This is a genomic window from Methanorbis rubei, from assembly GCF_032714495.1.
Lineage (GTDB): Archaea > Halobacteriota > Methanomicrobia > Methanomicrobiales > Methanocorpusculaceae > Methanocorpusculum > Methanocorpusculum rubei.
Window position 1 is genome coordinate 22,073 of sequence record NZ_JAWDKB010000005.1, and the last position, 26,657, is coordinate 48,729.

The 26,657-nt window shown below is 48.9% G+C and carries 22 protein-coding genes; 9 read left to right on the forward strand and 13 right to left on the reverse strand.

From position 1 onward, the window contains the following. Positions 1–223: 223 nt before the first annotated feature. A complete protein-coding gene (locus tag McpCs1_RS06360) occupies positions 224–1,051 on the reverse strand; it encodes a DUF169 domain-containing protein (RefSeq protein ID WP_338096424.1) in 828 nt (275 codons plus the stop codon). A 419-nt stretch (positions 1,052–1,470) separates the two neighbouring features. On the opposite strand from McpCs1_RS06360, the gene McpCs1_RS06365 reads away from it, so the two are divergent. Then, positions 1,471–2,163, forward strand: coding sequence for a PH domain-containing protein (locus McpCs1_RS06365; protein ID WP_338096425.1), 693 nt, complete (start codon positions 1,471–1,473; stop codon positions 2,161–2,163). Between the two features lie 291 nt (positions 2,164–2,454). Here the strand turns inward: McpCs1_RS06365 and McpCs1_RS06370 are convergent, their stop codons facing one another. Genes McpCs1_RS06370 through McpCs1_RS06385 form a run of 4 tightly spaced genes read right to left on the reverse strand, consistent with a single transcriptional unit; the run spans position 2,455 to position 5,776 of the window. After that, the gene (locus tag McpCs1_RS06370) at positions 2,455–2,850 is read right to left on the reverse strand and encodes a Zn-ribbon domain-containing OB-fold protein (protein ID WP_338096426.1); all 396 of its coding nucleotides are present in this window, start codon (positions 2,848–2,850) and stop codon (positions 2,455–2,457) included. A gap of 3 nt (positions 2,851–2,853) precedes the next feature. Next, positions 2,854–4,017 carry an acetyl-CoA acetyltransferase gene (locus tag McpCs1_RS06375; RefSeq protein ID WP_338096427.1) on the reverse strand — a complete coding sequence of 388 codons (1,164 nt, stop codon included), beginning with the start codon at positions 4,015–4,017 and terminating at the stop codon, positions 2,854–2,856. 11 nt (positions 4,018–4,028) lie between these two features. After that, a complete protein-coding gene (locus McpCs1_RS06380) occupies positions 4,029–5,072 on the reverse strand; it encodes a hydroxymethylglutaryl-CoA synthase (protein WP_338096428.1) in 1,044 nt (347 codons plus the stop codon). Further along, on the reverse strand, positions 5,066–5,776 hold the full coding sequence (locus McpCs1_RS06385) for a helix-turn-helix domain-containing protein (protein ID WP_338096429.1): 711 nt from the start codon (positions 5,774–5,776) through the stop codon (positions 5,066–5,068). The genes McpCs1_RS06380 and McpCs1_RS06385 overlap by 7 nt, the downstream gene beginning before the upstream one ends. 111 nt (positions 5,777–5,887) lie before the next feature. On the opposite strand from McpCs1_RS06385, the gene McpCs1_RS06390 reads away from it, so the two are divergent. Both McpCs1_RS06390 and ribB read left to right on the forward strand, forming a co-directional pair. Continuing rightward, on the forward strand, positions 5,888–6,562 hold the full coding sequence (locus McpCs1_RS06390; RefSeq protein ID WP_338096430.1) for a DUF120 domain-containing protein: 675 nt from the start codon (positions 5,888–5,890) through the stop codon (positions 6,560–6,562). Then, the gene (gene ribB, locus McpCs1_RS06395) at positions 6,555–7,232 is read left to right on the forward strand and encodes a 3,4-dihydroxy-2-butanone-4-phosphate synthase (protein ID WP_338096431.1); all 678 of its coding nucleotides are present in this window, start codon (positions 6,555–6,557) and stop codon (positions 7,230–7,232) included. Before McpCs1_RS06390 ends, ribB begins: the two co-directional genes overlap by 8 nt. Positions 7,233–7,837: 605 nt before the next feature. Here ribB and McpCs1_RS06400 read toward each other — a convergent pair. Then, on the reverse strand, positions 7,838–8,032 hold the full coding sequence (locus tag McpCs1_RS06400; RefSeq protein ID WP_338094511.1) for a helix-turn-helix transcriptional regulator: 195 nt from the start codon (positions 8,030–8,032) through the stop codon (positions 7,838–7,840). Beyond that, on the reverse strand, positions 8,022–8,663 hold the full coding sequence (locus tag McpCs1_RS06405; protein WP_338096432.1) for a DUF2178 domain-containing protein: 642 nt from the start codon (positions 8,661–8,663) through the stop codon (positions 8,022–8,024). Before McpCs1_RS06405 ends, McpCs1_RS06400 begins: the two co-directional genes overlap by 11 nt. A gap of 456 nt (positions 8,664–9,119) precedes the next feature. Between McpCs1_RS06405 and McpCs1_RS06410 the strand changes: the two genes are divergently transcribed. Beyond that, positions 9,120–10,967: a YgiQ family radical SAM protein gene (locus tag McpCs1_RS06410; RefSeq protein WP_338096433.1), complete on the forward strand. Its 1,848-nt coding sequence runs from the start codon at positions 9,120–9,122 to the stop codon at positions 10,965–10,967. Positions 10,968–11,487: 520 nt separating this feature from the next. Here the strand turns inward: McpCs1_RS06410 and McpCs1_RS06415 are convergent. Genes McpCs1_RS06415 through eif1A form a run of 3 tightly spaced genes read right to left on the reverse strand, consistent with a single transcriptional unit; the run spans position 11,488 to position 13,598 of the window. Continuing rightward, entirely contained in the window at positions 11,488–12,753 is a 1,266-nt protein-coding gene (locus tag McpCs1_RS06415; protein ID WP_338096434.1) for a cation:proton antiporter, read from the reverse strand. 54 nt (positions 12,754–12,807) lie between these two features. Further along, entirely contained in the window at positions 12,808–13,254 is a 447-nt protein-coding gene (locus McpCs1_RS06420) for a formylmethanofuran dehydrogenase subunit E family protein (protein WP_338096435.1), read from the reverse strand. 26 nt (positions 13,255–13,280) lie between these two features. Next, the gene (gene eif1A / locus McpCs1_RS06425; RefSeq protein WP_338096578.1) at positions 13,281–13,598 is read right to left on the reverse strand and encodes a translation initiation factor eIF-1A; all 318 of its coding nucleotides are present in this window, start codon (positions 13,596–13,598) and stop codon (positions 13,281–13,283) included. A gap of 438 nt (positions 13,599–14,036) precedes the next feature. Here eif1A and McpCs1_RS06430 point away from each other — a divergent pair, with 438 nt between their 5' ends. The 5 genes from McpCs1_RS06430 (at position 14,037) to McpCs1_RS06450 (ending at position 16,924) form a co-directional block, all read left to right on the forward strand. Next, positions 14,037–14,429, forward strand: a complete 393-nt coding sequence (locus McpCs1_RS06430) for a GntR family transcriptional regulator (RefSeq protein WP_338096436.1) — start codon at positions 14,037–14,039, stop codon at positions 14,427–14,429. A 3-nt stretch (positions 14,430–14,432) separates the two neighbouring features. Then, a complete protein-coding gene (locus tag McpCs1_RS06435; protein WP_338096437.1) occupies positions 14,433–15,293 on the forward strand; it encodes an ABC transporter ATP-binding protein in 861 nt (286 codons plus the stop codon). Next, positions 15,290–15,934 (forward strand): ABC-2 transporter permease, encoded by a 645-nt coding sequence (locus McpCs1_RS06440; RefSeq protein ID WP_338096438.1) that lies wholly within the window; start codon positions 15,290–15,292, stop codon positions 15,932–15,934. Before McpCs1_RS06435 ends, McpCs1_RS06440 begins: the two co-directional genes overlap by 4 nt. A 12-nt stretch (positions 15,935–15,946) precedes the next feature. After that, on the forward strand, positions 15,947–16,570 hold the full coding sequence (locus tag McpCs1_RS06445; RefSeq protein WP_338096439.1) for an ABC-2 transporter permease: 624 nt from the start codon (positions 15,947–15,949) through the stop codon (positions 16,568–16,570). Positions 16,571–16,699: 129 nt separating this feature from the next. Next, positions 16,700–16,924 (forward strand): hypothetical protein, encoded by a 225-nt coding sequence (locus McpCs1_RS06450; protein ID WP_338096440.1) that lies wholly within the window; start codon positions 16,700–16,702, stop codon positions 16,922–16,924. Positions 16,925–16,957: 33 nt separating this feature from the next. Here McpCs1_RS06450 and McpCs1_RS06455 read toward each other — a convergent pair whose 3' ends face one another. From McpCs1_RS06455 to McpCs1_RS06465, 3 genes are all read right to left on the reverse strand, one after another. Next, complete coding sequence (locus McpCs1_RS06455; RefSeq protein ID WP_338096441.1) at positions 16,958–18,943, reverse strand: InlB B-repeat-containing protein; 1,986 nt, start codon at positions 18,941–18,943, stop codon at positions 16,958–16,960. A gap of 225 nt (positions 18,944–19,168) precedes the next feature. Continuing rightward, positions 19,169–21,235 (reverse strand): InlB B-repeat-containing protein, encoded by a 2,067-nt coding sequence (locus McpCs1_RS06460; RefSeq protein WP_338096442.1) that lies wholly within the window; start codon positions 21,233–21,235, stop codon positions 19,169–19,171. Between the two features lie 2,218 nt (positions 21,236–23,453). Next, complete coding sequence (locus McpCs1_RS06465; protein WP_338096443.1) at positions 23,454–26,165, reverse strand: InlB B-repeat-containing protein; 2,712 nt, start codon at positions 26,163–26,165, stop codon at positions 23,454–23,456. Positions 26,166–26,657 lie beyond the last annotated feature (492 nt).

Below are 26,657 nucleotides of genomic sequence, written 5' to 3' on the forward strand. Positions count from 1 at the left end.
ACGGAAAACGCGGAGCACACTGAAATTAGCACGGAAAAAACATCACGGAGCAGACGTGAACATCACGAAAATGAATCGTTTTTGAAATTCTATGATGTCTTCGTCGTCTCGCAATGATGTTTTTTTCTGTTGAGAGTTGCGCGGTGGTGGATATTTCAAAATGGTATCATGTTGAAAAAATAATTGTCCGGAAACATCCGGATTCCGTCGCCCACAGGAACAATTAGTCTGATTTGCGAAGTTCTTTCCAGACATGCGACTGAAATATGCTATTTTCTTTTGCCGATGCGTCCATTGCAAGAAACATCTTCCAAGGGACGGCATAGGTAAGATACTCGTTTGAAATGAGATTTCGCGAGTGGAGTCTTCCGGCAAGATCGGTGAACCCAAGGACTGCGCTCGGAACGTCTTTTTCTCCCTGTCGCACAACTTCGGACCCGATCGCCTGACATGCGGATGCACGCGAGGTGCATACCATGCCGTTGCCGTCCGGCAAGGCTCCCGCAAGATGCATGAGTGCAGACATCTCCACTGGATTCACGGTGAAGATAACAGAGAGCGGAACTTCGCCGTCTTTGAGTTCAGCAAGCGGTTTATAGACCGCATACTTTTCCGGTAGATCATAATTCGGCATCTCTTCTTCGATGAACTTGCGTGCAATCTCCTGCGAGTAGTGCATGCACTCTCCGGTCCGAAACATCTCCTGTCGTTTCTCAGGCATGAATGAGATCACTTTTTCGTAGAGCTCAGGATCTTTTGCCGAGGCAAGGCCGTGAGAGAAGAAGGCGGCAAAGGTGTCAATGCCGCCCGGCAGCCAGCGATCATATGCCCGACCGAAGCAGAGCCCGCTCGATGCTCCGGCACAGAGAAAGGTGTCACGGTCAAAGACAGCAGTCCTTCCCTTCACCGCTGCCTGGGCAAAGTACGGCATCACACATCCGCTCTTCATGCCGGCACGCGGCTGCATGGCATTTTCGGGTTTTGTGTCGGTGCGAAGGAACACCACAGGGTGAAACCTGCTGCCAAGTTCGTTTGCAATATTGCTATCCATAGTTGAGTGAGTGATGTGAGACGAGAAATATTTTCTCTCTATAAGTGGCCTCGCTTGGGGTAACCACGGAACACACTGAACACACGGAATGCCACGGAAAAAACACAGAATACCGCTTCGCTTACGGAAAACACGGAAAGACTAAGAGTAGGGGTATACGCATATATCATTTTTTTGAGATGTCCGCTTCCTTAGTCTTTCCGTGTTTTCCGTAAGCGAAGCGGTATTCTGTGTTTTTTCCGTGAAATTCCGTATGTTCAGTGTGTTCCGTGGTTGCCCCAAATGAGACCAAGGAGAGAGAAATTCCGTAAACGGAAATCATTATGAACAAAGATTTCGAATCCTGTGATATTTGATATCACAACAGTCCCGGTAGACAAGAAGGCATAAGAACTGAAAAAACAAAGATACAATCAGTTATGGCTGAGAATGAAGCAGGCGGTTCGATGCCTGAAGACATCCTGAATACCTTTTACTCCGGGGAAAACCCGCTGTGTGTACTGCAGAACCTGCAAGAGAGCGGAAAACAGCGAAAGATCATCGTCGTGACTGATCAGCGGCTGATGTACTTTGAAGAGAATGCCACCGGTCTGTATGATGACACGCTGTTTGCATTCGCCCGCATCGACACGGTAGTCTATCACGAAGGAAAAAAAGTTTCAGAGCTGAAGATCACCGAAACCGACGGTGTGATGCTCAAGGTCGGCTGGCTCACAAACGAAGAAGCACAGCGGGTTATCCTGACGCTTCAGTCAGCGATGAACGACCTTGGAACCGCAGCAGTCTCGCTCGACCGCAAGAAATCCGTCTTCTCCGGCGAAGAGTGGACACTGAAAAAACCGGTTGACTATCTGACCAAGACCGTGAAAAACGAAGCAGCATCCATGAAGCAGAGCTACATCGCACCCATCCTTCCAAAGGACGCGTGCGAGGAAAAAGAGCAGGAGCTCTTTGAAGAAGAGATCTGCGGAGCAGTTGCGGCTGACGAAATGGATCAGCAGACCGTGATCGAATGCCTGAAGGCTCTTCGCATCCTCTATGACAACTGCATCCTCACCGAAGAGCAGTACCGCAAGTACCGGCTGCCGCTCCTGGAAAAACTCGATATTTAAATTTCATCAAAACTTTTTTTCTACGAACGAAAAATATTTTGAAACGCGAATCACACGAATAGCGCGAATAAAAAATCGCCAATGGCGATTTTTGAGAAAGTACTATGTAATTTATTTTAGATAGACACGTCCAGAGAAACACAAAAATTTCTTTTTTTGAAAAATCGCCATTGGCGATTTTTTATTCGCGCTATTCGTGTTTCAAAAATTTATCCTGCCCACTCACTCAACAGTTCACAAAAAAAAGATTTGACCGTATTGGTCGCTGATCAGAGAACCCTTGCGGAAAAATTATGCCACGTCCGGCACGAATTTCGTACCATAGTGGATAATACCGTCAGAGCCCTCACGATCAAGAACACGGAACACTGACTTCACCGGCATGCCGATATAGACCTCTTCCGGCTCGCAGATAACATGCGTCGTCATGCGTGCGCCTTCCTCGAGCTCAATAATTGCCAGCACATACGGCTTCATCTCCGAGTACTGATCGCTTGCCGAGTGGACAACGGAAAAAGTCATGACTTTTCCCTTGCCGGAACACTGGTACTCAACAATCTTACCGTCACGGCGGCAGTGCGGACAGACCGAACGCGGCGGGAAAAACACCGCTCCGCAGGTCTCACACTTTGTTCCGACCATGTTGTATCTCTGGGGGATTGCTCTCCAGAATCGTGCAACTGTCATCGCTTACACCCTCCCGAAAATATGCGACACAACCGTCGCTCCGGTACCGCCCACGTTCTGGGTCATACCGATTTCAGCTCCGTCAACCTGACGCTTACCGGCCTCGCCGCGAAGCTGCTGCACAGCCTCCCAGACCTGTTTGATACCGGTTGCACCAACAGGGTGACCGCAGGACTTCAGACCGCCGGACGTATTGACCGGCAGCTTGCCGCCAATCTGTGTCTGGCCTTCCTCGGTGAACTTTCCTGCCGTTCCCTTCTGAACAAAACCAAGATCCTCGATAGCACAAAGCTCAGCGATCGTGAAACAGTCGTGAACCTCAACAAAGTTCACTGCCTTTCTCTCCAGCTTCGCCTGCTTGAATGCAGAATTACCTGCGGCAACCGTTGCGCCCATCGTCGAAAAGTCCGGACGGTCATGCAGGGCAATCGTATCGCCTGCCTGAGCAGATGCCAGAACCTTAATCGGCGTGTCGGTGAACTCCTTTGCACGCTCAAGCGGACAAACGATCACAGCGGCTGCACCGTCAGAAACCGGAGAACAGTCAAACAGACGGAGAGGCGACGCAACAAGCGTTGACTTCAGCACAGTAGACTGCGTAATCTCGGATCTGAACTGTGCATACGGATTTCTTGCGCCGTGATAGTGGTTCTTCACCGCAACCTGTGCAAGCTGCTCGCGGGTAAGGCCGTACTTGTTCATGTAGTCGCATGCGATCATCGCATACAGACCCGGGAACGTTGCTCCTGCAAAACTCTCCCACTCTCTGTCTGCTGCGCCTGCTAAAACATCAGTCGCGTCTGCAACATCAGTCATCTTCTCAACACCTGCTGCAACCACAATGTCAGACATTCCTGACGCAACTGCGGCGACCGCCTGACGGAACGCAAGACCACCGGACGCACATGCCGCTTCCACACGGGTTGCCGGCACATGCAGGTCGCCGCCGAGTCCTACGTAGTCTGCGACGAGCGCACCAACATGTTCCTGACCGATGAACCTGCCAGCAGACATCGAACCGACAAACATCGCATCGATCTGCTCGCCGACAACGTTTGCATCCTCCAGTGCCTTCACACCGGCTTCTGCACACATGTCACGGAACGAGGTGTCCCAAAGCTCTCCAAATGCCGTGATACCGGCACCAATAACTGCTACTTCTCTCATTTTTCCGCACCTCACACCTTGATCTTTCCTTTGTGGCGTGCATACACTGCATAGTCAAGATACTTTGCCTTTGCGAGCATCGACTCAACCGACGGGCCTTTGTTGCGATCGATCTTCGAAAGGATCGCATCGGTCACGGTGATGTCGAACGCATCTGATCCTGAACCACTGCCGTAGCTGGTGACAAAGATCTTCTCGCCCGGCTTTGCAACATCAAGAATTGCCGCAAGGCCGAGAGGGACAGCACCGCTGTAGGTGTTGCCGAGTCTTGGCACAAGCAGACCGGTCTTGATCTGTTCAGGCGTGAACCCGAGCATTGCCGCAGCTTTCTGCGGGAACTTTGCGTTCGGCTGGTGGAACACCGCATAGTCATAGTCTGCTGGTTTGGTTCCCATATCCTCAAGCATCATCTTGGCACAGCCGGTCACGTGCTTGAAGTATCCGGGTTCGCCGGAGAATCTTCCGCCGTGACGGGGATAATCCTCTCCTTCGCGGCGCCAGAAGTCCGGCGTGTCGCTGGTGAAAGAACAGGTGTGGTTGATGACTGCGATCGGATCATCGTTGCCGATGATGTAGGAGGCTCCCCCTGCTGCCGCGGTGTACTCAAGGGCATCGCCGGGCGCGCCCTGGGCGGTGTCGGCACCGACAGCAACGGCATACTTCATCATGCCGGAGGAGACCAGACCCATTGCGGTCTGAATGCCTGCGGTTCCTGCTTTGCAGGCGAACTCGTAGTCTGCTGCGGTCATAACCGGCGTTGCGCCGATAGCTTCACCAACCGTTACAGCAGTCGGCTTGACTGCGTACGGGTGAGACTCGGAACCAACATAGACCGCTTTGATCTCTTTTGGATCAATTGGTCTGCGGGCAAGAGCAGTGCGGGTGGATTCAACCGCAAACGTTGCGGTGTTTTCATCGTAGTCGGGTACGGCTTTCTCGCGAACGCCAAGACCGCCGGTGATCTCTGCGGCGTTGGCGCCCCAGACACGTGCGATCTCCTCGACCTTAATCCGGTAACTGGGGATGTATGCCCCATAACTAATGATTCCTACCATTCTGTATTCCTCAGGCGGGTAATAATTTCCTGCACATCAAGGGATGTGCACAAGACAGTGATGCGATCCTTTTCTGCAAGCAGTTTCACCAGCGGGTGCACATGCTCGGCGTCGATTCCCTGAAGAATGACGTACGGCGGTTTGAACGGGGTTACGCGAATGGCAATCATCGGGGATTTGCCGGTTGAGACATCCGTGAAGATTAAGGCACGCTCCGTGCTCCAGCCGTAGATACGGTTGAATTCGTTCGGTGAAAGGTTCAGGATCGCGTTCGGACTGTTCACCACGGTGTAGCCGAAGATCTGGTGATCTTCAGAGCCGCAGAGAAGGGTGCAGTCGATCAGTTCCGACAACTCTCGGATCGGAATTGATGAGGCGAAATCATGGATATCATAGATTACTTCGTCATCGTAGTCGGAGAAGAGCAGTTTGCCGTACTTCTGAATGTACTTGCCGCCGTTCTCTTCATCGATGTCTAAGAGGGTGTCTACAATTTTTCCAACCACTCCCGTACCCGGGCTTTTTCTCCGACCGCTTTCATAGTCACTGATAACGGACGGGGATATCCCGAGGTGGTCTGCTAACACACCGGGAGCGATCTGAAAACTGGATCTCCATTTTTTCAGCGCTTTCCCGGGCGCGTCTGAGAGAGTAATTTCACCTGCCATTTTTTCGGCAAGCTGTTGACGCAGTCCCGGTTTCATACAGGATAATTGTATTTCGTTCCTTACATAAAAGGCTGGTCGTCGAATTCGTCAATACACGAACTACAGTATCAGAACTCATATATAAGAAACCACCCAATAGTGAGTATCATGGATACAGTCGACGCAGAGGATACACTCTGTCTGAAGCGTATTGCAGCAATGGGAGGATGCAAGGGGCCGGTTCGTCTTTCGACCCAGAGCCTTGGCGATCAGCTTGGCATCAGCCAGCAGACTGCGTCGCGCAGACTGCGTGCGCTGGAAACTGCGCATCTGATCTCGCGAACGACCGAGCCGTCAGGCCAGTTTGTGCTGGTGACGAAGCTTGGTGAGGAGCTGCTCCGCCGTGAGTTTTCCGAGTACTGTAAAATATTTGACAGAATCGGAGGGCACTACGTGCTGACTGGCGGAGTCATCTCCGGAGTTGGCGAAGGGAGATATTATATGTCAATCCCTCACTATCAGGAGAAGTTCACCGAGCTTTGCGGGTTTCCTCCGTATCCCGGAACGCTGAACCTGAAGCTGAATCCGCAGAGTGTTCTGGTCCGGAAACGGATCGATACGCTGGAGTGGACAAGTGTGCCGGGCTTTTCTGATGAGCACCGGACATTTGGCGAGGCGCGATGTATTCCGTGCAGGATTGAGAATGTTCCTTGTGCGATTGTGGTTCCGGGACGGACTCATTATCCTGAGGATATTATCGAGGTGATCTCAGGTGTGCCGCTTCGTGCGACACTCGGACTTGAGGATGGAAAGGAAGTTGTTGTGGAGATAGGATATGATTGAGCAGGCATTGGAAGCCCTGAAGCAGGGCAAGGTAATTTTGTTGTACGATTTTGATAACCGTGAGAAGGAGACGGATTTTGCGGTACTTTCCTCGGCAGTGACGCCGGAGACGATCCGGATGTTCCGGAAAGACGGCGGCGGTCTGATCTGTACTGCTATTTCAGGCGAGTCTGCAAAAGCGTTCGGCCTGCCGTTTGCATCAGACGCGCTGCAGTTTGCCGGAGATATTGTGGAGAAGGAGGGAGATGTCCCGTACGACCGGCGGAATCGTTCGTCGTTTTCGCTGTGGGTAAATCACCGCGATACCTATACCGGCGTGACCGACCGCGATCGTGCGCTGACGGTTACCTCGATCGCACGGTATGTCAAGGACTTTGAGGCAGGAGCGCATGGGAAATTCTCGGATGAGTTCCGAACTCCGGGCCACATGGCGCTGCTGCGTGCTGCGGATGGGCTGCTGGATCAGCGTCGCGGCCAGACCGAGCTGTCGGTTGCTCTTGCGGACATGGCAGGAGTTGCTCCTGCGGTAACGATCTGCGAGATGATGGCTGATGACGGTTTTGCTCTGGATAAGGAAGGGGCAAAGGCGTACGCGAAAAAGCATGGACTGATCTTCATCGAAGGGCAGGACGTGCTGGATGAGTGGGAGCGGCGCAGAACCGCTGCCTGATACTTTTTTTCATTTTGTGGATTTCCGTTTATGGGGAATTTTTATCTTTGGTTTCGCTTGGAGTAACCACGGAACACACGGAATTCCACGGAAAAAAACACAGAATACCGCTTCGCTTACGGAAAACACGGAAAGCCTAAGTGTACGGGTATTGGTATATGTCACCGTTTTGAGATGCCAACTTCCTTAGTCTTTCCCGCGAAGCGGTAAGCAGGCCGAAGGCATGCGTTCCGTGTTTTCCGTAAACGAAGCGGTATTCTGTGTTTTTTCCGTGGAATTCCGTGTGTTCAGTGTGTTCCGTGGTTGCCCCAAACAAAACCAAGGACAGAAAATCCCTTTTTCCTTATACTATTTCATACCGCGTAAGTCCTATTTGAATAAGATTTACGCAATGCAATTTTTTGAAAAATAATTTTTCTCGGAAATTTTTCCGTGCAGTCCCGCAAAGTGGTGAGCAGGCCGAAGGCATGCGAATCCGGCACCGCAGGCATTCACCGTGAATTCAGTGAAGCTCTGTGTACTCGGTGTACTCCGTGGTTACTCCAAGTGAGACGACGTACAGAAGATCCCAAAAACGGAAATCTATAAAAAAAATAAAAAAATCCTCACCCTTCGAAGGTGAAGATCTCCTCAATGGTTGTGTTAAAGTACTTTGCCATGCGAAACGCCAGCTCCAGTGACGGATCATACTTGCCTTTTTCAATGGCCAGGATCGTCTGCCGCGTGACGCCGAGAGCCTGCGCGAGTCCCTCCTGCGTGAGGTCGTTCATCGCTCGGTAGACTTTGATCTTATTCTTCATCGTCGTCCCACTCACCGAACTTGTGAGAGTAATAAATTCTGAATGCAGCGTAGATGAATATCATCAGCACAAGCAAAAGGATCTGAATCACACCAAAGATGCCGAGATGCGATATCGCGATCATCTCAGGGGGTCCCGGAAAGAGAGTTACAACCTCCATCGGGGTCGAATTCACAACAGCGACAACATCGTTCGCACTCGGATGCAGAGTGATTGCTACCGAGTAAGCGTCAACCGGAGGCTGATAGGCGGCCATATTGTGAGCAAGCTTGCCGGTCGCATTCACAACCTCAGGGCCTGCACCGGTAGTAGGAGAAATCACATTGTAGGTGATATTCTTAAAACCGAGAGGAACACTGAAAACATACACGACCGTTGCAAGATTAACGGTAAAAAAGCTGACCCAGAACGCTTTGAGCGTTGCTGAAGCTGTTTTCATGTTGATCATATTCTGGCGCTCATCTGCATAGCAGTCGGTTACCGTCCGCCTCAGAGCAAAGTAGAGAACAGCGCCTACGAGGAATCCGATCGCGATGATGAACGGGTTGGATAACTGAATCGATGCCCAGAAAAGCAGAACCTCAAGGAGCGCAATGATGCCTATGATGATATAGAAGGTATTTTGTTTCATAATTTCAACTCAGATAGAGATCCCGCCGGAGAGAGCGGACATGTATGCAATCTTTTACATAATACAATTGTATACACGGGTATTATTATTTTTCTCATGACCAAGCGAAAAACACAAACTGAAAAGAGACGGACCAAGGGCCTGGCCGCCTCATGGGGTGTGTGCCGGCCAAAAGCCCAAAGTCTTATCGTGTGGTGTGTGGGTGGTGTGTATGTGTGACTGATTCTTACCTGATCTTGGTATGGTGTTGGATTTTTTGCTGTTGGTGCATATAGAGGAGGAATTTTCATCTATTCCTGGAGAAACAGACGGCAAACCGCATGTGGGGAACATGTTTTCCGGCTCACCATGTTTCTTCAGTGTATAGTATATTTTACATAATGTGATATATAGTTTCCTCTAAGATCACACTTCCGAGATACTTATCACTGACGCAAACCAACATACAAAAAAGATATGATCACATTTGGACACAATCTGCCGCAGCCCGAATTCTTACCGATGACAGCGGCAGAGCTCAAAAACCTCGGCATTGAACGTCTGGATGTGATCTTAGTATCGGGCGACGCCTATGTAGATCACCCTTCCTTTGCCGCAGCACTGCTCGGACGTGCGCTGTGGGACGTGGGATTTACCGTAGGCATTGTCGCCCAGCCTGACTGGAAGAACCGGGAGTTCAAGGACTTCAGTAAACTCGGCAGACCAAAACTTTTCTTTGCCGTTGTGCCAGGCGCAGTCGACTCAATGGTCAACGCCTACACCCCTGCTCTGAAGAAGAGGTCGGAAGACAGTTACTCGCCGGGCGGAAAACCAAAACGGCCGGAACGAACCACAATCGTCTACGCGAATGCGATACACGAGTTGTATCCGCAGATACCGATCGTCATCGGCGGTATTGAAGCAAGTCTGCGCAGGTTCGCGCATTATGATTACTGGAGTGACAGTGTGCGGCAGGGAATTCTCGCCGACGCACCGGCATCGCTTCTCGTCTACGGCATGGGAGAACTTGCCCTGATTGAGATCGCGAAGAGACTGCGTGACGAAACTCCTGTACGCGAGATCACGGATATTCCCGGAACCTGCTGGACGATGAGTGTTGCCGAGTACCGGAAGAATCCGCCGGAGAATGCGGTTATCCTTCCGGCGTACCCGCAGATCGCCAATAAGGAAACCTTCGCCAGAGCATTTGCCATGCTCTATCAGGAGACGGAAAGGCGAATCGTGCAGGCGCATCCAAAAACCGTCATCGTCGCCAATCCTCCCATGCGGTCGATGATGACCAAGGAGCTGGACCATCTCTATGAGCTGCCGTTCACCCGAAGACAGCACCCATCCTACAAAGAGGTGATTCCAGCACTTGCTCCGGTACAGTTTTCCCTCATCACCCACCGCGGATGTTTCGGCAACTGTTCATTCTGCGCAATCACGCATCATCAGGGAAAGATCATCACTTCCAGAAGCGAGGAGTCCATCATCCGCGAGGCAAAGCGGATGATCAAGATGCCAGAGTTCCGGGGGACCATTCAGGATGTCGGCGGGCCTTCGGCGAATATGTATGGAACGGTCTGCGAGAAATGGCGGGAGAAGGGGGCCTGCCGGGACAAACAGTGCACGGTCTGCAAACAGTATGATGACGGAGTAGAACTCCAGCTCTCTCTTCTGCAAAAACTCCGGAAGCTGACAGGCGTGAAACATGTGTTCATCAACTCCGGCATCCGGTATGATCTCATACCTTCCGGAGCACCAGGCGATAAATATCTTGTCGAGATAACTGAGCATCACGTCTCAGGCCATATGAAGGTCGCGCCCGAACACATCACCCCTCATGTGACAAAACTGATGCACAAACCTGCCAGATACAGGTTTGAACAGTTCCATGGCAGATTTGAACGAATTCAGGAGGAAAAAGCTGCGAAGAATCACGGCAAACGCCAGTACATTCTGCCGTACCTGATGTCCTCACATCCGGGATGTACGATCACTGATATGATCGAACTTGCCCTGTATCTGAGGGAAAAAGATCTCTACACCGAACAGGTGCAGGATTTTACGCCAACTCCGATGACGTTGTCGACAGCGATGTACTACAGCGGTATGAATCCTCTGACCGGAGACAAAGTTTATGTACCGCTCGGCAATGAAAAACGGATTCAGCGTGCCATGCTGCACTGGAGAGATCCAACCCAGTACGATTATATCGTGACCGGCCTGCTGAAAACGAAGAGAACCGACCTCGTCGGCGATCTTGTCCCGAGGCCCGATAAAATCAGAAACAGAAAAGCAAAAACAAAAACAAAAAAATAATTTTTTTTCAATTTGGATCTATGCGATGATGAATTTTTTTTGAATCACAAATGTGATACCACGAAAAGATTTAGTCGATTTTTCCAGTAGGAGTTACGCGGTGTGATTCTGTGAAGTGACGTACGACCTCGGAAGAGTTATTTTTCAACGTGGTACTGCTTTGAGATTTTTTGAAACACGAACCACACGAAAAATCACGAAATAGTTAACTCACGAAATATTTCCAAAAACACGAAATTAGTTCTTGGATTCAAATTCAATCACTGCATAACTCGGAAGAGACAGGAAAAAACAACGTGTTGCAGCCCAAAATTACTCAGCATCATAGCTTGTACCAAAACTCCTATTTCGTGTTTTTCGCACTATTTCGTGAGTTAACTATTTCGTGATTTTTCGTGTGGTTCGTGTTTGAAAATATTCGCCACCGCATAACTCCTACCAGAAAAAAAGGAGCTGAATTTTTTGCGGCATCATGCAAACCTTTGGTTCATCATGCAATCCAACACCGCAGCAATTCACATCATAACTCAAATTGATCCATCTCACACACATCGTCGGGCTTCTTCTCTGACTTGAAGAGCCATCCTTTGTAGACGAGCGGCACAACGATAGTGGTAATCAGAGACATCACCACAATTGCGATGAACACCTCGTTACCCTGCCGGAGGAGAAGCTCCCTCTGGACAAGATCGGTCGCAGCCGCTGCCATATCCTGGAAGTGCGTCAGGGCAATCAGACCCACAATCATCGCAACCTCGCCGCGCGGCACCATGCCAAAGCCAATGATCAGCGAGTCACGGGTATTCATGCCAAGGAATTTGGCAGGAACACCGCAGCCGACAACTTTGGTGATGATCGCAATGATGATCAGAGCGATGATGAACCAGATCATCTCAGGGGTCAGGAAGTGCAGGTCCACAATGATACCCAGCGACACAAAGAAAATTGCCGCGAAGATGATGTAGAGGTACTCAGCCCCCAGCTTGATGTCAAGACTGTGCTTCAGACTCACCCGATTCACGCAGACGCCTGCAAGGAATGCGCCGACAATTGCGGACACACCGACAAACTCCGCTGCCATCGCATACAAAAATGCGATCATCATCGCAAAGATGAACACAAACTCAGGGAACTGTCTGGCAAGTTTTGTGCCATCCATCTTAGTGATCAGCGGAGGAATGACTTTGATGCCGACGAGAGCTGCAATCACCACAAAGCCGATGGACTTAATGACCGTAAATATCACAGCTGCCGGCACCAGTTCGCCGGTAGCGCCGAGATCCTTACAGATCGATAAAACGATCAGACTCAGCACATCGTCGATGACCGCAGCGCCAATAATCGCTTTTGCAAAGGGCTGATGGAGTTTGCCCATCTCCCGCAGAACATTTGCGGTGATCGCAATGCTTGTCGCGGTAAGGGCTGTTCCGATAAATATCGCGGTAAAGAAGTCCATGCCAAAGAACATGGAGGTCGCATAGCCCCCTATCCAGGGGACGATAACCCCCACGAGGGCTATCACCCCGTACCGCCAGTCGGTGATGTCGCTCAACTCAAACTCGAAACCAACGACGAACAAAAGAATAATTGCACCAAGCCCTGCGAGGCTCTGGACGAAATCCGTGTAGGTAATCAGCCCGAGAACGCTGGGGCCGACAATTAAACCCACAATGATCTCACCAATCACCGCAGACTGGTGAATGCGGGTTGCCAGAAGATATCCGCCAAGTGCCACGAAGAGCAAAAGACTCATCTGGAACTCGACTGTTGAAGTGATATCCTCCATAATTATACTTTCACATGGGGGCTGAGATGTAAAAAGAATATCGTTTGACCGATATTACTCTTCGCGAACGGAAAAAAGCGCAGAATCGTCCATTGCCTGCATCACAAGAAAGAGTTCATGCTTAATCTCGTTCATGCGCTGCATGTCAGCAGGACCGGCAGTTTTTGCCTCGACCTTCTTTTTGAGTTCAGTCAGTTCATCAGTGGTGAGGTGGGTTCCCGGGATCTCGTCGATGAACAGTTTTCTGCCGTCAGGCCTTGTGATGACAAAGCTCACGATGCCGGTATTTTCCACGATGATTCGCTCAGGATGATTTTTCGCGTCAAACGTGACCTTCAGTGCGTCAAGCGGACAGCGGGTGGTGTGGGAGACAATTCTGACGTCGTCATACTCTCCGGCCCATTTTGCGACAACGACGGCAATTTTGTAGCCGAGTGCGATGCCCGGGCAGGTGTGGCCGTGAGCTTTCGCCACGGCTTCGAATGCTGGAATCTGTACCATGATGGAAAAAAATGGAGTTTATCTGTTCAGAGATATTTGTGCGAACGGAGCCAGTCCACCTGCGGGGTAGTGTAGCGGTAGACGATGTCACATTTGTCGTCCTGGAAGTCCCAGGGAGTGACGACGAGAATATCGCCCTCGCGGATCCAGACGCGTTTCTTGATGGTTCCTTTGATTCTGCCGAGGCGTGTTACGCCGTCAGAACAGCGGACACGGATGTGATTGGATCCAAGCATGAGCTCTGCCTGAGCGAACTGTTCTCTGGAACGTTTGTTAGGAAGTCTTACACGAATGATGCTGCCGTCTTCTGCGACGGACTGGTTTTTATTTTCAATATATCCCAGAATATCTACCCCTGTTTGTGGTATATATTATCCCTGTGATATGATAAACATGCCTGATGGGGATTACTTTGTTCGTAAAGTTTGAAAAGTTGGTTGATTTTGGATTTCCGTTTCTTGGGATTTTTATTTTTGGTCTCGTTTGAAGTAACCACGGAATGCACGGAGTACACTGAGCATCACAGAAAAAAATGCACGGAGAACGCCTGCGGCGCCGGATTCGCATGCCTTCGGCCTGCTCACCGCTTTGCGGGAATGCACTGAAAGATTTCCGAGATAATTTATTCTCTCAAAAATGAAAAAAATATTCCGTGCATTCCGGCGCCGCAGGCGTTCTCCGTGCATTTTTTTCTGTGAAGCTCCGTGTACTCTGTGCATTCCGTGGTTACTCCAAGCACAGCTTGAGCGAAAGAGTTAATGTATATACACGATATATACAGTATGCCGCAGGAGGTACTCGTGAACATCATCATCAGCAATGCAAGTGATAAGCCCATTTACGAGCAGATTACCTCGCAGATCAAACGCATGATCATCAGTGGAGAACTGCCCGAAGGGGCAGCTCTTCCCAGCATGCGTCTTCTCGCAAAGGAACTGCGCATCAGTGTCATCACCACAAAACGTGCCTACACTGATCTGGAACGCGACGGATTCATCGAAACAGTCGCCGGCAAAGGAAGTTTTGTCGCAGGCTCGAATCTTGAAATCATCAGAGAAGAGCAGATGCGGCTCTGCGAAGAGCATCTGCAGAAAGCAGTCGACACCGCTCTTCAAAGCGGAATCACCTATCAAGAGCTCACAGAAATGCTCGAACTGCTTTACAATGGAGAGTAACACATGGAGTATGCAATACAGGTAACAGGTCTCACCAAGACCTATCAGGACTTTACTCTGGACAAAGTATCCTTTGCTGTGCCGAAAGGCAGCATCATGGGATTCATCGGAGAAAACGGAGCAGGAAAATCAACAACGATCAAGGCAATCCTCAATCTCATCCATCGCGATGCGGGAACCGTTGAGATTCTCGGCATGGACCTTGAAACACATGAAAAGGAGATAAAGGAGAGGATTGGCGTGGTATTTGATGAATGCTGTTTCCACGACAACCTCAATCCAGCTGACATCTCCAAAATACTTGGAAACATCTATCAGAATTGGGACGAGCAACTATATCAAACGTATCTCAAAAAATTCGGACTGCCGGAACACAAAAAGATCAAGGACTTCTCCCGCGGTATGAAGATGAAGCTCAGCATTGCGGCGGCCTTGGCGCACAAGCCGGAGGTATTGATCCTTGACGAGGCAACAAGCGGTCTCGACCCGGTCGTTCGCGAAGAAATTCTCGACATCTTTCTCGAATTTATTCAGAACGAAAACCATGCAGTGCTGATCTCATCCCACATCACGAGCGACCTTGACAAGATTGCCGACTATCTCACGTTTATTCATCACGGCAAAATCGTCTTCTCGGCAGGCCGTGATGAGCTGATGGATGACATGGGCATTGTGAAGTGCAGCAGTGACGACCTTGCAAGAATCAGCAAAGAGATGATAATCAGATACCGCAAAAACCAGTTCGGCTGCGAGGTGTTGATCAGAAACAGAGAAGGTTTTGTCGCAGCACATCCTGAGATGATTCTTGATCCGGTAACAACAGAAGCTATCATGCTGTTCTACTCGCGGGGTGAGGAGGCGTGAACGGATTACTCTACAAGGATCTGGCGAACCTCAACTCCACGCTGAAGTATCTGGCATTAATGATACTGGTATTTTCCATCATATTCATTCCCATGGGAAACGAGCTGCCGGTGTTCATCATTCTCGCGATGTACGGCGCTATGTTGCCGGTTACAGCGATCAGCTATGATGCGACCGCACGGTGGGACAAGTATGCAATAACCCTGCCGCTCGCAAGAAAGGAGATTGTGAGAAGTAAGTATCTTCTGATGCTTATTGCAACTATTGGGGCAGGAGTTGTCTGCCTGGCAATTTCCCTGATAATGACCATCCTGATGCCAGGGAAAGGTATCTTCCTTTCAGTGATTGATCCGCTTCCGTTGATCGCTTTGTTTGTTGTCTGCGGGCTCTTGCTTGGCAGTACTGCACTGCCGCTGGTGTTCAAGCTTGGTGCGGAAAAGATGCAGTACATCATTCTGATTATTGTTCTGGTGCCGATTATGCTGGTTGTCGGACTGTCGGCCGCGGTGTACTCGATAGGCATTGAGATCAATATGCCGCCTCTTGTGGTGCTGATTGCCGCGGCAGCTGTGATAACTGCTGCTGTGGTCTGGGCGTCCTACAGGATTTCGACGAAGATTTACACGAAGAAAGAGTTCTGAGGCGAGACAAAAATGAACGGACTGATACTGAAGGACTGGCTGTATCTGCGAAAGGTGTTTCTTATTCTGGGAGGTGCGACGGTTATCCTTGCAGGGTTTCTGGTGCCGATGGGATTAGGATGTATTTCGTATATGATTATGGCGTTCTTTGCGGTTCTGATGCCGGTAAATGCTATGTCTATTGATGGAGTCAGTCGTTTTGACCGGTATGCTCTTGCCCTGCCGCGGACGAGGCGCGAGATTGCGGCTGCCAGGTATCAGTTCGGACTTCTCTGTTTCGGGGCTGCTGCGGCATTCTGTTTTGCGGCCGCCGTTCTCGCCCAGATATTTCTGCCGGCAGGTCATGCAGACCTGCTGGGGATTTCCCCCTTAATCTGGTGGGCGGGAATTATGGGAGGGACGCTGCTGGTGCTTGATGTGACGCTTGCGGTGTTTTACCGGTATCGGGTGAACATTAGTGTTGTTGCGATTATTGCTGTTGCGATACTGCCGAATCTTGTAGTCTATATGCCGGATCTGATGAAGCAGCCGATGGTCGGCTGGATTGCGGTTGTGCTTGCGGTTGCCGGTCTTGCGGGGCTGTGGGTGTCATGGCGGGTTTCGCTGGCTGCGTATGAGCGGTGGGATGTGAACTGAGATGATTCAAAAGAATGTTGTCAGTTATTTTCGCATTTTATCTGATATCAGTGAGGAAATACGAGGCCGTTGATCTGTGAATGTGCTTCGACCAAAGTGTGTATATCGGATGAGGGATGATTATAACGTATGACAACAAGTGCAGCGAAGAAGGCAGAGATTGTGGCATATCTTGAGCAGATTGCTGCGATTTTGAAAGAGGGTGATAATGATGTCCTTGAGGTGCGGATTGCGAAGCTTTCTGATGGTATTCACAACTCGAAGGAACTGAATCATCATGAGAAGCAGACTGCCGCGGGCATTCTCACTGTTCGTGACTGGAATGCTTTGAAGAAGTTTCTGGAAAACATGTAAATTTTTCTTTTTTTTTGAAAAAAAAAAATAGATTTAAGTTCTTCTTCTGAGGAAGATTCCCACCGCAAACAGTCCGGTCAGCATACCAAATACCGGGGCAGGCGCTTGAGTCATCGTTGGTGGAATTTCGGCGGATGAAGTCACTGATGCAGTTGTGTTCTGTGTAGAGGAGGAGGTTGGTGCGTTGGTCGGTCTCACTGTTTCGATCTGCGTTACTTCTGAGGTGGGTTTTTCGGTCGCAGATAAAGTTACAGTGCTGACAGGTATCCATTTTGCATACAGCGTGATGTCACCAGATACTGCGTCTTCACCAAACATCCACGGAATAGTACACGCCGCATCCTTGTACCAACCACCAAAATTGTAGCCGTCTTTCGTTGGTACAGCTGGTTGACCAATTTTGTCACCATAGGAGAGGCCGGTCGCAGGCTGCACGAAACTTCCACCTTGAGTGTCGAAAAGAACGCGGAAAGCATTGTCCATGTTACCGTCAGAGGAGGAAGAGGAGGTGGGCGGTACGGGTGGAACCGGAGGTTTAGGGTTCAGATAGTTTGCGTCGCCGGGAACAGGAGTTTTCTGCCAAGAGAGAACCGGCAGTTGATAGTTGTTGTTGCCGGAGTTCATCTTCCAGACATGTTCAAAATTCCATCCGAGAGTGTCAGAGAAGAAGCTCTGTTTACCCCAGAACTCTGCGGTGGAAACTCCGGTTCCGTTGTATGAGCTTCCTTTGATAGGAGTTCCCGAATCATCGGTATATCCGAGGTTGTCCCATCCATACGTATTCGTGAGTTGTTGATTATCATCCAGTACATACCCAATAAATCGGCCAACATTATCTTCCCCCTGTGTTACAGAGATGGAACTCACGAGTACGGCACAACTGCGTATCGTTGTTACAGTAGATGAATCACTACGGATCTGCCCAAGAAATCCGCCAACATTCGTCATGGGATCACCGATTACGCTAATTTTACCTACTGCATAACAATTCTCAAGAGTTGATCCTTTAGTAGTACCAACAAATCCGCCAATGTTTGTCTCTCCACTCCCCCACGTTTTGGGTACAATAATCTCCACGTTGCTGTAACAGTCTGTGATTTTGCTATTCACGCGTTCTTGACCCACAAACCCCCCAACGACTTTCCCCGTACCTTGAACAGTTCCGGCAACGCTACAGTTGTCGATCTGACCCTCACAATACCCTACGAAACCACCAAGTCCGTTCAGCTCGTTCTGAGAGACGATAGTCACTTCTATAGCAGCACTTTCGGTAATAACAGATTTTGAGCCAACAGACCCAACAAACCCTCCAGCGTATTGCGCCATATTATTGCCAGTACCCGCATTCATACCAACAGTTATTTTGGAGGAGGTACAGTTCTCAATAATACTATTTCCACTTAGTACTCCGACAACACTGCCACATATTGACCATGCCTGATTACTTGTTATCTGACCATCGGAGATTGTGATATTTTCAATTTGGGTATCCACAACGTATCCCACGAGACCTCCTGCAGATTGTGATGTCGTGTCGGACCGTGATATAGACACACTAATTTTCGAGACAGCCAAATTTCTAATTGTAGCCCCATTCGTATAACCAAACAGCCCCATATCATATTCTACAGGATTCATGAGATTTTTGATGGTATGATACCGGCCATCGAAGGTCCCGTTGAAAGATCTCGAATTAGATCCGATCGCCGTCCAATTGTATGCACCCAGATCAATGTCTTCCATGAGTATGACGGTTTTTCCGGAGAAATCAGATTTACTACTATTTTTTGAGACTTTTTCGGAAAACGCGGCAAGACTTGCTGCATCATAGATGTAGAATGTGTCGCCACCACTGTAGGTGTCATACCACGATGCGTTGAAGTTTCCTGCATCCGTCCAATTTTCCGCACTCACAGCACCTGTGATAAGCACAGAACAAAAAACTACTACGAAAACCGCCAACACGAACCCGTGACGCAGTCTTCTTTCAGTCGTAGAACTCTTCGTTCCTCGAACCATAAATCGCATAATATCAGCACACATCCGGGAAACAGGAGCGTTCGTCAGAGAAAACGATCCAAATATCCTGAGATAGTCCCTATATGGGATTCGCAGCCATATCAACCTATCCAATAGAGAAAAAATATATCAGAAATATAAGAAATACCATTGAAAAAACACTTTGAAAAAATAATTTATTCTCTCCATCTCAGGAGAGAATTGCTGCCACTATACCAAGAGCAGTTACTCTTTTCTTCTGAGGAAAAATCCCGCCGCAAACAGCCCAACAAGTAATCCTGCAATCGGAGCAGGCGCTTGAGTCATCGTCGGAGAAACTCCAGCGGATGAAGTAGTCGCCGCAGAAGTAACCGCAGTCGCGGACGAAGTCTGCTTCTGAGTCGCCGAAGCTGTCGGCTGAGTGATCGCGGCACTTTGCTGCTGCGTTGTCGCCCCAGTGCTACCGGAGATCCACTTCGCATACAGCGTCATGTCACCCGGAAGAGCATCCTCCTTAAAGATCCAGAGAATGTTCATCGCCTCGTCCTTGTACCAGCCACCAAAGACATAGCCGTCTTTCGTTGGCGTGACCGGTTCCGGCACACGGTCACCATAGGAGAGACCGGTTGCCGGTTGCACGAAGCTGCCTCCTTTGGCATCGAAGAGGACGCGGAAGGCGTTCTCCATGTTGCCGTCAGAGGAGGAGGAGACAGGCTGCGGTCCCGGGTTTGGACCCGGATTCGCGCCGGTATATGCTGCAAGAACGATTGCAGAGAACTCATTTCCTTTTACGGTGATGGTGACCGGATCTGTGGGGTCTGGGCTCATATAGACGATGTCAAGCATGTCTACTTTGCCGTTTTTCACGTGGAATGCCTTGATGTTGTTTCGACCAATTGCGTCAACCCACTCTTTGGGAACCGTGAAGTTCACCAGAATACCGCCGGCAGTGATGTTGCTGTTGATCTCATCCAGATTATGGTTGGCTGGAGCTGAAGCAGTAATCATGGTGGCGGCAGTGTAGCCCTGCGAGAGGATGAGGAGTGACACATCAGCGTCGTAGTCAGGGCTGATAATCGGCAGAATTGACGTCACGTTTCCGAGAGAGAGGTTCAACTGATAGGAAGCTTTCTTCGGCACTTTTGCTCCTCCTTCGGGCGGGGTGACAGCCACATCAGGTGGATAGATCACGCCGACGGCAGTCACGTTTCCTTCCACAGTCTTATCGGTCATCTGTGGTTTTTCATTGAAGGTGACGACCATCGTTGCACCGGAGTTTTTGTCTTCGATGATGGCTTTGTGGTCTTCTGTGGGATCGGCTTCGATGAAGTTACCGGTCGACACAGTGATTGAGGTGTTGCCATTCGCTTCCTTTATCGGTTCCTGAATAGGTTCTGGACTCGTCACGTTATAGACCGTGATGAGAACGGTCTTCTGAACTCCGTCTGCTGATACAGTGAGGTTGGCGGTACCGGTTTTCACGGCATTGTAGGTAAATGAGGAGCCGGTCGTCGCAGAAGAGGAGGTGATAACACCACTTCCATCAGGAGTCCATGTGAAGGTTCCGGAACTATCGTCGCTGAATTTTGCATGAAGGGTCCCTTGTGCACCAGCAACATTGGCTGCTACCGAAAAATTTCCGGTAACAATAATGGTTTTTGTGGGGGCCGCTCCTACAGTGACAAGCGGATAGAGGTCAGCGACCGGAAGCCCTGCGGCTTTTGCTTCAGCGGGGGTGGCATAGGTCAGGTAACCGGTGGGATTCTTTTTACCGGAGGACCAGTCACCCCACCAATTGCCGGCTTTGACATCACCGACGGCGATGTGAGCTTTGTCTCCGGTGCCGTAAGTAATCGTTCCGGACGGAATTGCATTCCATTTCAGATCTGCACTATTCGTGGGCAGAGTAACACCCGGCGTCCCAAAGCCGGTGAATGCATTGTTGTAAATGGAACCCTTCAGAGTAACCTCACCAATAGAGTTACTATCAACATAGATTACGGAACTTTTCCCATCACCGGTGAAGATGTTGTCATGAACATTCAGATTCAGGGTTGCGTTGACATAGTTCCCGATGAAGATCAGAGAATCATTACCAGCTGAAGAAGTTCCTTTCGAGAGATCAATCGTATTTCCAAGAATATTAATGGAATCTGGGGTCTGTCCGCTGATGTGCTTTACTTTGTAGATGCCAATACCTATCTTCCTATATACATCTGAATCAGTACTGATGATGTTTCCCTCAATTGTTGCCTGGTCGAGAACAGCAGTCTTCGTATCATCACAATAGAGCATGACACCAATGCTTCCCAAACCTCCTCCTGATTTTCCCAGATAAATGGTGTTATTTTTCACGAGTATGGGGCATGCCGAAGACCTATCTTTCGGGAAAATAACATCAATACCAATTGAGTTATGTAATGTGGAGGGACCAGTCCAGAGAGTGTTGTTGTATACCACGCTGTTCGCACAGTCTTGGAATAGTATAGTATCCACTTTGGTTTCTGCAGGGTTAACTTTCATTTTCGACAGATCGATTATACTGTTTGAGAGGGTGGAATTGGGACTGTATACGAAATATACATCGTACAGAGTGGGACCAGTGTGTTCGGTAGTTTCGACAGACTGCAAGTTCAATTTGTCGAGAGTTACGTTATTGCTATTAGCTACCCAGACGTTTGCCATGTTCATGCCGGTCCATGGTTGGGGGCTTGCCAAGATTATTTTCTGATAGTCACCGTCAAGATTGACATAGCTGACCCCATTTATTTTTATAGACGTTAGGGTGAAAGGAGTAGTAATTTGGTAATTTTTTGGTGAGTTGACATCCCCAGAAGCAGTTTTATCAAGAGTCAAATTCCAGCCAGCATTGTTGCCGGTCCACGTAACTCCCGTGACATTTGTGCCCGGAATCAAAGCTATCGTCGTGCTCAGGCTGTCTTTATCAATCATTCCGTTTTGGTCCAGAGCAGTGTAGTAGGGAAGTACAGATGCTCTGTTCGGATATGCAGTTATTGTGCCACCAAAGATGCCATCTCCGGTGGGATTTTTCATAGTTCCATCTATCATACCCCAGAAGTTATATTGAGCATCAAATGAAGTAGGATTATATCCCTTAGAAAAGCAGATCAATGTAGAACCGAGCAGGACACTATTCTGAATCGATACACCACCACTTGTATTGCGCAAAGCTATGGTACCCTCAGTATAACTAGAATTAGTACATACAAGAGTACTGTTAACGATCGTAACGTTTTGGGATGTACGAACTGCATATTTAGTGACATTAATCTCCGAATCGGAAATAGTGACGTTTTTTCCTTGACCATCCGCAATATTAATACCTCCACTTTCCATTTCAGAGATCTTAGAGGATCTAACAGTCAGTCCTTCCCCATAAAAAGAAATACCATTATAGCCTCCACTAAAAGTGGAAGAAATAACGGTAACGTTTCGAACCCCAGAACCTGCAGGTGATAAAATTCCATATGTTAACTTTCCAGAACCTGTGTAGTTACCCAGAAAAATACAATTTTCAACGAGAACATTGTGTCCATAACGAGTCGTACCAATACCAGTGATATCTAGGCCACTTGATCCACCAAAAAGAATCGCACCTGCTTCTCCATGCTGATATACACTTTGGGTATCAGCACTTGAAATCGTCATTGAGTAATCAGGTGCAGAGAGATTGAAGACAATGTTTTTGAAAGTTAAAATTTCCGGTCCAAAGTCTTTGTCAGAACGGCCATTAATGAAAATCTGACTTTGCACATCTACTTTGCCAAGCTCCTCACCCACAAGGATCAGATTTTTCTTGTCGGTTTGATTTACCATGATGTAATTATATCCACCAGTAGTGAAGGTGTACTTACCTTCTAACATGTGTATAGTATACGTTGCAGGAAGAGAGGGGGCATCAGTTTCAATCTTCGTCAGAACATTCTGAAGATACGTAGGGTTATCTTTAGTTCCATCCCCAGTACCACCCGGACTAACCCAATACTCTACCGCACCATCAGCACTCACAGCTCCCGCCATCAGCACGCTACAAAAAATCAGTACCAAAACCGCCAACACGAACCCGTGTCGCAGTTTCCTTCCAGTCGTAGAACATTTCGTTCCTTGAACCATAAATCGCATAATATCAGCACACATCAGGGAAACAGGAACGCTCGTCAGAGAAAACGATCCAAATATCCCGAGATAGCCCCTATATAGGACTCGCAGCCATATCAACCTATCCAATAGAGAAAAAATAGATCAAAATTATAAGAAATACCAAAGAAATACCATTAAAAATGTCATGGATAGGAGTTACGCGGTGGTGAATATTTTGTATTATGAAAAATGTTGATCGGAATAGTGATGAGTGGAAATGACGAGGAAAAAAAGAACCGCATTTGTGTGGATTTGCGATTTTTTCTCACGAGGCCACACTCACCACTAACCAGATTACTTTTTTAGAAAAAAAGAACGAGGATCTTTTTTGCAATATCACACCGCGTAACTCCTATTGAAAAAAAATAATTTATTCTCTTCGTCTGAGGAAGAGACCAGCAGCCAGTGCACCGAACAGAAGTCCGGCAATTGGAGCAGGAGCCTGAGTCATCGTTGGAGAGACTCCGGCTGAAGAACTCGTCGCCGCAGAAGCCACCGCAGTCGCGGACGAAGTCTGCTGCTGAGTCGCCGAAGCTGTCGGCTGAGTGATCGCGGCACTCTGCTGCTGAGTTACCGCGCCAGTGTTACCCGATATCCACTTCGCATACAGCGTCATGTCGCCAGGAAGAGCGTCTTCCTTGAAGATCCAGAGAATGTTCATCGCCTCATCCTTGTACCAGCCGCCAAAGACATAGCCGTCTTTCGTTGGCGTGACCGGTTCCGGCACACGGTCACCATAGGAGAGACCGGTTGCCGGTTGCACGAAGCTGCCTCCTTTGGCATCGAAGAGGACGCGGAAGGAGTTCTCCATGTTGCCGTCAGAGGAGGAGGAGACAGGCTGCGGTCCCGGGTTTGGACCCGGATTCGCGCCGGTATATGCTGCAAGAACGATTGCAGAGAACTCATTTCCTTTTACGGTGATGGTGACCGGATCTGTGGGGTCTGGGCTCATGTAGACGATGTCAAGCATGTCTATTTTGCCGTTTTTCACGTGGAATGCCTTGATGTTGTTTCGACCAATCGTGTCAACCCATTCTTTAGGAACCGTGAAGTTCACCAGAATACCGCCGGTAGTGATGTTGCTGTTGATCTCATCCAGATTATGGTTGGCTGGAGCTGAAGCAGTAATCATGGTGGCGGCAGTGTAGCCCTGCGAGAGGATGAGGAGTGACACATCAGCGTCGTAGTCAGGGCTGATAATCGGCAGAACTGACGTCACGTTGCCGAGAGAGAGGTTCAACTGATAGGAAGCTTTCTTCGGCACTTTTGTTCCTTCCGGCGGGATGACAGCCACATCAGGTGGATAGACCACGCCAACGGCAGTCACATTTCCTTGTACAGTCGTACCGGGTGTTTGCGGTTCGTTGAAGATAACGATCATCGTTGTGCCGGAGCTTTTGTCCTCGATGATGGCTTTGTGGGTGTCGGTGGGATCCACATTGATGGGATTACTGTTTGATGAGGTGATTGAGGTGTTGCCGTTCGGTTCCTTTACCGGTTCGTTGATAGGTAATTCAGGTTCGGTTATGTTATAGACCGTGATGAGAACGGTCTTCTGAACTCCGTCTGCTGATACAGTGAGGTTGGCGGTACCGATTCCCTTGGGAGTATAGATTATTGATGCACCTGATGCTGGGGAAGGGAGGGTAATAATATCAGAGTCCGTTGTGCTCCAGCTGAATTGTCCGGAACTACCGTCACTGAACGTTGCATTGAGAACTCCATTTGCACCAGTGGCTGCTACCGAAAAGTTTCCGGTAACAATAATGGTTTTTGTGGGGGCCGCTCCTACCTTGACAAGCGGATAGAGGTCAGCGACCGGAAGTCCTGCGGCTTTTTCGGTCAGGGACAGGTAACCGTTTGGATCATTATAGTTTTCAGACCAACCTACCCACCAATTGCCGGCGAGATATTTCTGATCAGGGGCGATCTTTTTGTGGGGGCCGAATGATGTTGTCGGATCAGTGTCCCATTTCAAATTGTTCGTGTATGAAGCCCCTGATGCATTTCCAAAGCCCAGATTGGTGTTGCTGAACTTGTTGTTGTAGATCGAACCAGAAAGAGTAACGATATCCAGAGGTTTACTACTGCTTTTATTATCCACATAGATGATACTCGAACGACCGGTATTCGCAGTAAAAGTATTATCATAAATGGTCAGATTGAAGGTTGCATTAACATTAGATCCGATGTAAAGCAGAGAATCATTATTACTTGTGGATGTTCCTCTGGTGAGATCGATGGTATTACCGATAATGGCAATCGCCTGTTCGTCGCCATATTTCTGTGTAGCATTCACTTTGTAGATACCAATACCGATTTTACGGGGAGTATTAGTGGTATCTGTACTGAAGATGGTGTTGTTCACAATATGAGATGGATTGATCGATCCCTGAGTACTGCCAGTGTCATAAGCCCCATAAAGCCTGACACCCATGCTACCGAGACCAGTTGCGCCGGAATTTCCCAGATTTATCGTGTTTCCTTCTACTGTCAGGGAGTGTGGAGAGGAGTCACTGAAAAAGGTATCAACACCTATCGAGTTGTAGTTCGATTTTCCCGTCGTGAGGGTATTGTTGATGGCGTGAAGATCGTTGCCCTGCTCGAAGTAAATGTTATTCAACTGCCCAGAGGGGCTGCCCTGATTCAAATTGGCCAAATTAATCACCGAATTTGAAATAGTGCCATTTTTGACCGACTTGAATCCAACGGCAGAAAATCTACTCCCAACATCACGTGTCGTACCACTATTAACCACAACAGAGAGCTTGTCCAGAGTGATATTCTGAAGAACAGCAGTACCCTCGACGAGAATGGCATCAGCATTGGAGCGATCTACTGCATCCTTGGTAAGCGTGATCGTCTTGTAATCACCATCAACAACAACATCACTCGCGGTGACAGTCATCTTATTGAGATTGAAGCCCTGCGTCAGTTTGTAGTTGCCGGCCTGAGATATGGTAAGCGTGTAACCACTGGTGTCGCCGGTCCACGTAACGCCCGGAATATTCTTTCCCGGATTTAAGGGAAGATATCCGTCTTCCACATACCCGATAATGTCACCACCAAAATACGTTGCCAAAACGAAAGAGTTCGCGATTTCGTAGTTGATGTTGATATTAATGAGAGGGACGGAGGAAAATGTAGTTGTATTAGCGCTATTGTTTAATGCAAGATAAACAGTATGTGCAGATTCGTTTTTGAACGTGTTTCCGGTAATTGTAGGATACCTATTTTCTGGAAGGGTGACTGTGGAATCCTTTGCACCTTTCGGTTCAAACACAACACCATTAGACACAGTGGAGCCAAATGTGTTGTCTGAAATGATGTTATTATAAGAGGGGGCCTGAACATCATATCCCATATCACGGACATGAACAATGGCCCCTGGAGAGCCGCCGTTAACCGACAGACGAGTATCAAGCGCACTTCGATAAATATTGATCGTATTTCCAGAGATGTTGTAATTGTCAAAACTATGAACAGCAGTTTGGAAGTAACCATTCACGGTATTATTAATAAATGTGACCCGACCGGGAACAACACCATCATACTGATTCACAACAACACCCGA

What these genes read in the sequence shown, in the direction of transcription:
- McpCs1_RS06360 (WP_338096424.1), bottom strand. Translation starts at nt 1,051, where the DNA reads ATGGATAGCAATATTGCAAACGAACTTGGCAGCAGGTTTCACCCTGTG.
- McpCs1_RS06365 (WP_338096425.1), top strand. Translation starts at nt 1,471, where the DNA reads ATGGCTGAGAATGAAGCAGGCGGTTCGATGCCTGAAGACATCCTGAAT.
- McpCs1_RS06370 (WP_338096426.1), bottom strand. Translation starts at nt 2,850, where the DNA reads ATGACAGTTGCACGATTCTGGAGAGCAATCCCCCAGAGATACAACATG.
- McpCs1_RS06375 (WP_338096427.1), bottom strand. Translation starts at nt 4,017, where the DNA reads ATGAGAGAAGTAGCAGTTATTGGTGCCGGTATCACGGCATTTGGAGAG.
- McpCs1_RS06380 (WP_338096428.1), bottom strand. Translation starts at nt 5,072, where the DNA reads ATGGTAGGAATCATTAGTTATGGGGCATACATCCCCAGTTACCGGATT.
- McpCs1_RS06385 (WP_338096429.1), bottom strand. Translation starts at nt 5,776, where the DNA reads ATGAAACCGGGACTGCGTCAACAGCTTGCCGAAAAAATGGCAGGTGAA.
- McpCs1_RS06390 (WP_338096430.1), top strand. Translation starts at nt 5,888, where the DNA reads ATGGATACAGTCGACGCAGAGGATACACTCTGTCTGAAGCGTATTGCA.
- ribB (WP_338096431.1), top strand. Translation starts at nt 6,555, where the DNA reads ATGATTGAGCAGGCATTGGAAGCCCTGAAGCAGGGCAAGGTAATTTTG.
- McpCs1_RS06400 (WP_338094511.1), bottom strand. Translation starts at nt 8,032, where the DNA reads ATGAAGAATAAGATCAAAGTCTACCGAGCGATGAACGACCTCACGCAG.
- McpCs1_RS06405 (WP_338096432.1), bottom strand. Translation starts at nt 8,663, where the DNA reads ATGAAACAAAATACCTTCTATATCATCATAGGCATCATTGCGCTCCTT.
- McpCs1_RS06410 (WP_338096433.1), top strand. Translation starts at nt 9,120, where the DNA reads ATGATCACATTTGGACACAATCTGCCGCAGCCCGAATTCTTACCGATG.
- McpCs1_RS06415 (WP_338096434.1), bottom strand. Translation starts at nt 12,753, where the DNA reads ATGGAGGATATCACTTCAACAGTCGAGTTCCAGATGAGTCTTTTGCTC.
- McpCs1_RS06420 (WP_338096435.1), bottom strand. Translation starts at nt 13,254, where the DNA reads ATGGTACAGATTCCAGCATTCGAAGCCGTGGCGAAAGCTCACGGCCAC.
- McpCs1_RS06430 (WP_338096436.1), top strand. Translation starts at nt 14,037, where the DNA reads ATGCCGCAGGAGGTACTCGTGAACATCATCATCAGCAATGCAAGTGAT.
- McpCs1_RS06435 (WP_338096437.1), top strand. Translation starts at nt 14,433, where the DNA reads ATGGAGTATGCAATACAGGTAACAGGTCTCACCAAGACCTATCAGGAC.
- McpCs1_RS06445 (WP_338096439.1), top strand. Translation starts at nt 15,947, where the DNA reads ATGAACGGACTGATACTGAAGGACTGGCTGTATCTGCGAAAGGTGTTT.
- McpCs1_RS06450 (WP_338096440.1), top strand. Translation starts at nt 16,700, where the DNA reads ATGACAACAAGTGCAGCGAAGAAGGCAGAGATTGTGGCATATCTTGAG.
- McpCs1_RS06455 (WP_338096441.1), bottom strand. Translation starts at nt 18,943, where the DNA reads ATGGTTCGAGGAACGAAGAGTTCTACGACTGAAAGAAGACTGCGTCAC.